General features: G+C 69.2%; 7 protein-coding genes. 1 reads left to right on the forward strand and 6 read right to left on the reverse strand.

The window, feature by feature from the left end; all coding sequences use genetic code 11:
* Window positions 1–1,676 (forward strand): glycoside hydrolase family 15 protein (locus A5648_RS04845; protein WP_065023449.1); only part of this gene is annotated, 1,676 nt, incomplete at its 5' end.
* A 6-nt stretch (window positions 1,677–1,682) separates the two neighbouring features.
* Here the strand turns inward: A5648_RS04845 and A5648_RS04850 are convergent.
* The 6 genes from A5648_RS04850 to A5648_RS04875 all read right to left on the reverse strand — a co-directional run.
* Window positions 1,683–2,285 (reverse strand): class I SAM-dependent methyltransferase, encoded by a 603-nt coding sequence (locus A5648_RS04850; RefSeq protein WP_065023450.1) that lies wholly within the window; start codon window positions 2,283–2,285, stop codon window positions 1,683–1,685.
* Window positions 2,285–2,698 (reverse strand): PPOX class F420-dependent oxidoreductase, encoded by a 414-nt coding sequence (locus tag A5648_RS04855; RefSeq protein WP_065023451.1) that lies wholly within the window; start codon window positions 2,696–2,698, stop codon window positions 2,285–2,287. Before A5648_RS04855 ends, A5648_RS04850 begins: the two co-directional genes overlap by 1 nt.
* Entirely contained in the window at window positions 2,695–3,162 is a 468-nt protein-coding gene (locus tag A5648_RS04860; protein ID WP_065023452.1) for a MarR family winged helix-turn-helix transcriptional regulator, read from the reverse strand. Before A5648_RS04860 ends, A5648_RS04855 begins: the two co-directional genes overlap by 4 nt.
* A 107-nt stretch (window positions 3,163–3,269) precedes the next feature.
* The gene (locus A5648_RS04865) at window positions 3,270–3,578 is read right to left on the reverse strand and encodes a DUF2563 family protein (RefSeq protein ID WP_065023453.1); all 309 of its coding nucleotides are present in this window, start codon (window positions 3,576–3,578) and stop codon (window positions 3,270–3,272) included.
* Window positions 3,579–3,640: 62 nt separating this feature from the next.
* Window positions 3,641–3,916: a GNAT family N-acetyltransferase gene (locus tag A5648_RS04870; protein ID WP_065023454.1), complete on the reverse strand. Its 276-nt coding sequence runs from the start codon at window positions 3,914–3,916 to the stop codon at window positions 3,641–3,643.
* A partial coding sequence (locus tag A5648_RS04875) for an N-acetylglucosamine-6-phosphate deacetylase (protein WP_065023455.1) occupies window positions 3,913–4,819 on the reverse strand: 907 nt, incomplete at its 5' end. The genes A5648_RS04875 and A5648_RS04870, both read right to left, overlap by 4 nt.

The following is a 4,819-nucleotide window of genomic DNA, read 5'->3' on the forward strand; positions in this document are numbered from 1 at the left end:
CCACCGATCCGCGGGCCGAGGTGACGCGCCGCTACCTCGACGACACGATGGTGCTGGAAACGACCTTCGCCACCGCGACCGGAACAGTGGTGCTGCGCGATGCGCTGGCCACCGGTGCGGCCGACGACCCGCATCGGCTGGGCGTGGCGGCGCCACGACTGCTGGTGCGCTCGCTGCAGTGCGTGACCGGCGAGGTCGAGGTCGGCATCGACTTTGCGCCCCGCCCCGAGTACGCAGTGGTCACGCCGAGGGTCAGCGCCGTCGACGGCGGCGTCCTCGCCCGCGGGGGCGCCGACATCGTCGTGTTGTCCTGCCCGGTGGCCTTGGAGGTCACCGGCGACCGTGCCGCCGGCCGCGTGGTGCTGCGGGAAGGCCGGCGGCTGTCTCTGGGTACGACACACCGCAGCACCTCCGAGGAGTTCCCCATCCCGCTCAGCGAAGACGATCTCGACCAGGCGCTCGAGGTGACCGTGGAGGCCTGGCGGTCCTGGTCGAAGCTGCACCAGAGCTATCAGGGGCCGTGGCGGGATCTGGTGCACCACAGCGGGCGGGTGCTCCAAGCGCTGACCTACCAGCCCACCTGGGCCGTGGTGGCCGCTCCGACCACGTCATTGCCCGAAGAAGTCGGCGGCGAACGCAACTGGGACTACCGCTATGCCTGGGTCCGCGACGCCAGCTTCACCATGGAGGCGCTGTGGGTCGCCGCCTGCCCCGACGAAGCGCACGAGTTCTTCGACTACCTGGCCGCCAGCTCGGCTGGAGCCCTGCGCGGCGGAGATCACCTGCAGATCATGTTCGGCGTCGGCGGCGAACACGACCTCACCGAGCGCACCCTTGACCACCTGAGCGGCTGGCGCGGCAGCCGGCCGGTGCGGGTGGGCAACGGCGCCTGGCGTCAGCGACAACTCGACGTCTACGGCGAGTTGCTCGGGGCGGCTTACCGACTCGTCGACCAACTCGACCCCGAGCACCCGAATGCGGTGACCGGGCGGGAGTTCCTCATCGACTGCGCCGATACCGCCGCGCGGCGCTGGACCGAGCCCGATCACGGCATCTGGGAGGTGCGCGGCGAACCGCGGCACTTCCTGTACTCCAAGCTGATGTGTTGGGTGGCGTTGGACCGTGCGGTGCGGATGGCCGACATGCTGGGGGCCACCGACAAGGCCGGCGACTGGCAGGCAACCGCTGAGCAGATCCGTACCGAAATCCTTCGCCGCGGCTGGAGCGACCGGGCCAACGCCTTCACCCAGTCCTTCGGCGACGACACCCTCGATGCGTCGAATCTGATGATCCCGCTGGTCGGGTTCCTGCCGCCCGACGACCGGCGAGTCCTGGCGACGATCGAGGCGATCGCCGGGCAGCTCAGCGATTCACACGGACTGATCTATCGCTACCGCACCGTCACCGGCGATAATCCCGACGGCCTTCCCGGCGAGGAGGGCGCCTTCCTGCTGTGCACCTTCTGGCTGGCGCAGGCGCTGGCGGTCTGCGGCCAGACCGGCCGTGCCCGTGAGGTTTTCGAGGGCGCGATCCGCTACGTGAACGACGTCGGGCTGCTCGCCGAAGAGGTCGACGCCGACACGGGGGAGTTGTTGGGCAACTTTCCGCAGGCCTTCAGTCACATCGGACTGGTCAACGCCGCCTGGGCGCTGGCGCAGGCCGAGTCTGCCTGCTGAGGCGCATCACTGTTGCCGATGGGCGGTGAGCAGAAAACCGGGCATCTGGCCGCTCGTGGCGTACAGCGGTGCGGGCCGGACCTCCTCAACTTGCCAGATCGCCGAAACCACTTCGCGGAGTTGCTCTTCGGTGAACTGGGTGGGCCCGGGGCCGTCATGGTCGGGGAAGGCGCCGGCGCCGAAGGCCAGGATGTAGAACTTTGCACCCGGAGCCGCCGCGCGGTGCATAGCCAGCAGATAGTTCTCCCGCCGCTCGTCGGGCAGCGCGTGCAGCAGTCCGCTGTCGAAGATGGTGGAGAACCGGCCGTCGTAGCCGGTCAGCGCGGTGATGTCGGCCGCGGCGAAGGTGGCGGAGGACAGACCGCGCTCGGCGGCAGCAGCGGTGGCGGCCTGTACCGCGGTGGGGGACAGGTCGATACCGACGACGGTGTGACCGCGCGCCGCCAGTGCCAGGGACAGTTCGGCGTGGCCGCAGCCGGCGTCGAGCACGTCGTCGCGAACGGTGCCCGGCCGCGCGATCAACGCCGCGTATTCCGGTTGCGGCGCACCGATGTTCCACGCGGGTGTCTGTGACCCTCGGTAGGCATCATCCCAGTCGATCCGGTGCATCACGGTGTGGTCCTGTCGCTGTCGACGTTGCGGGCAGTGGTGCCGGGTGAGTCGAGGCCCCAGGCCACGATCCGCCGCGGGATGATCCGGATGATGTCGCCGGACAGGCCCCACTCGGTGCTGCCCGCACCGGGCAGTACAGTACCGATGCCGCGGATCTCGATGCCGCGGGCTTTCGGTGGGTTTACCGAGATCACGATGTCGACGATGAAGGCCACCTGGGGTTCCCGGATCACGTTGCGCCACTTCTGGGTTTTCGAGAGTGCATGGCCGACGATGTCGATCGTGGTCTCGTCCGGCCCGAGGTGGACACCGACCGGCCTGATCTGCGGGTCGCCGTCGGGGCCGAGGGTGGCCAGTCGGCCGATCTGCTCGTCGCGTAGGTAGGCCAGCTCGGCGGGGGTGAATATCATGCGCGCACCTTTCGTTCGTCGCTGAGCCGGGTGCGTAGCCGACTGAAGATGCGCTCGAGGCATGCCAATTCGTCGGCGTCCAACTCGTCGAGGAACAGTTCGCGAACCGAGGAGGCGTGTTGAGGCATCGCCTGCTTCAGTGTCCTCATCCCGTCGGCGGTGAGCACGGCGCGGTAGCCGCGTCGGTCGTCGGGTGCCGATTCGCGCACGGTCAGGCCTCGCTTGGTCATGGAGTCGATCTGGTAGGTGATCCGGCTGCGGGAGAAGACCATCCGATCGGCGAGCTCGCTCATGCGCATGCGCTGTTCGGGGGCCGCGGCGAGCAGCATCAACAGGTGGTAGTCGATCAGCGTCAGGCCGGTCCGCTCGCGTAGCAGCTCGTCGAGCCGGGTCTCGAGTTGGATGCTGCTCTCGATGTAGGCGCCCCAGGCCTGCGCCTGCCGGGCGGTCAGTGTGGCGGACATGGGTACCTCGTCTCGAGGGGGGTGTAGCGCCCACCATAGTTACTCGCGACAAGTAATCCAAATTTGAACTATATGGCGCGGGTTCACGACGAAACGCTCGGTGTCTGTTACTGCTCGGGCCGCACCGCGCGTAACACCTGCGCGTTGTGGTCGTCCATCGCCCCGAACCGCTTTTCGGCGTAGTCCGCCTTCGCCGCGATGCCCTCGAGGGCCTCGCGGTGACGGTCCAGCAGCGTGCGGTGGTGCTCATGGGCCGTGCTGAGGGTCTCGTGCAATCCGTGCGCATCCGGGAAATCCCCGAACATCCCGGCCGCCGGCGACGCGCCGGCCAGCTGCTCGCCGCCGGCCTGGGCATGCTCACCGGCCGCGCCGGATTCGGCAGCGCCGTAACGCAACTTGCCCCGGTCGACAAACATCGCTGCCCCCTGACCTCGGTGGCGATCAACGCTACCACCGCGCTGAGCTGCGTCAATTCATGTTATTGAGCGGCGTACTCCGGGTGCTTGGCCACGTAGGCCTCCACGAACGAGCAACTCGGCACGATCTGCTTGCCCGCGGCCTTGGTGTCGGCCAGCGCGAAGGAGATCAGCTTGGTGGCCAGCCCCTGGCCGCCGAACGCCTTGTCGATCTCGGTGTGGTGGAAATCGCGCCGGTCGCCGCTGTCGTGATAGGCGGCCAGCCCGGCTCGCGTCCCGTCGACGCTGATCTCGTAGCGGTTCTGGTCGGGGACATCGGTGATGGTGGGCTCGCTCATGATTCTCCTTGCCTCGGTTGGATCAGCCATCTTCCACGCCGCATAACGCGGTGCACCTGCAGGTCGGCGGTCATCACCACCAGGTTAGCCGCGGACCCGTCGGCCAAAACCCCGGCGCTTCCCAAGCCGAGCGCGTGGGCCGGGGTGGTGGCGCTCATGCGCACCGCCGCGGCCAGCGCCGCATCGTCGCCGCCGAGCAGGCCCACCGCAGTCGCGAACAGCCGGTCCATGGTGGCGGTGCTGCCGGCGATGGTGGCCGTGCCGCGCAGCCGGGCCACCCCGCCGGCGACGTCGACGCCCAGCCCACCCAGGGTGAACGCGCCGTCACCGGCCCCGGCGGCGGCCATCGCATCGGTGACCAGCGCCACCCGGTCAGGGCCGGCGGTCGCCACGACCTGCCGGATCACACCCGGGTGCACATGCACACCGTCGGCGATCAGCTCGACGGTCACCCGCGGGTCGGCCAGCAGCGCCGGCACCGGTCCGGGCTCGCGGTGATGCAACGAGCGCATCGCGTTGAACAGGTGGGTTCCCACGGTCGCACCGGCCTCGATCGCGGCCTGCGTCTGCTCATAGGAGGCATCGGTATGGCCCAGCGCCACAACGACTCCCGCGTCCACCAGACACCGGATCGCAGCCGTTGCACCGGGCAGCTCGGGTGCCAGGGTGACCATCCGGATCGCACCGTCGCCGGCGGCCAGCAGCGCGTCGAGCTCAGCGCGATCGGGGGCGCGCAGCCACGACGGATCGTGCGCACCGCAATGCCGCCCGCTCAGCCAGGGCCCCTCCAGGTGAATGCCGTCCACCACGCCGCGCCGGGTCGCCTCGGCCAGGGTGCGTACTTGGGCCAGCAGCACCTCGGGGGCCGCGGTCACCAGGCTGGCCAGCCCGCCGGTGGTGCCG

The sequence above is a fragment of the Mycolicibacter sinensis genome (assembly GCF_001673565.1).
Lineage (GTDB): Bacteria > Actinomycetota > Actinomycetes > Mycobacteriales > Mycobacteriaceae > Mycobacterium > Mycobacterium sinense_C.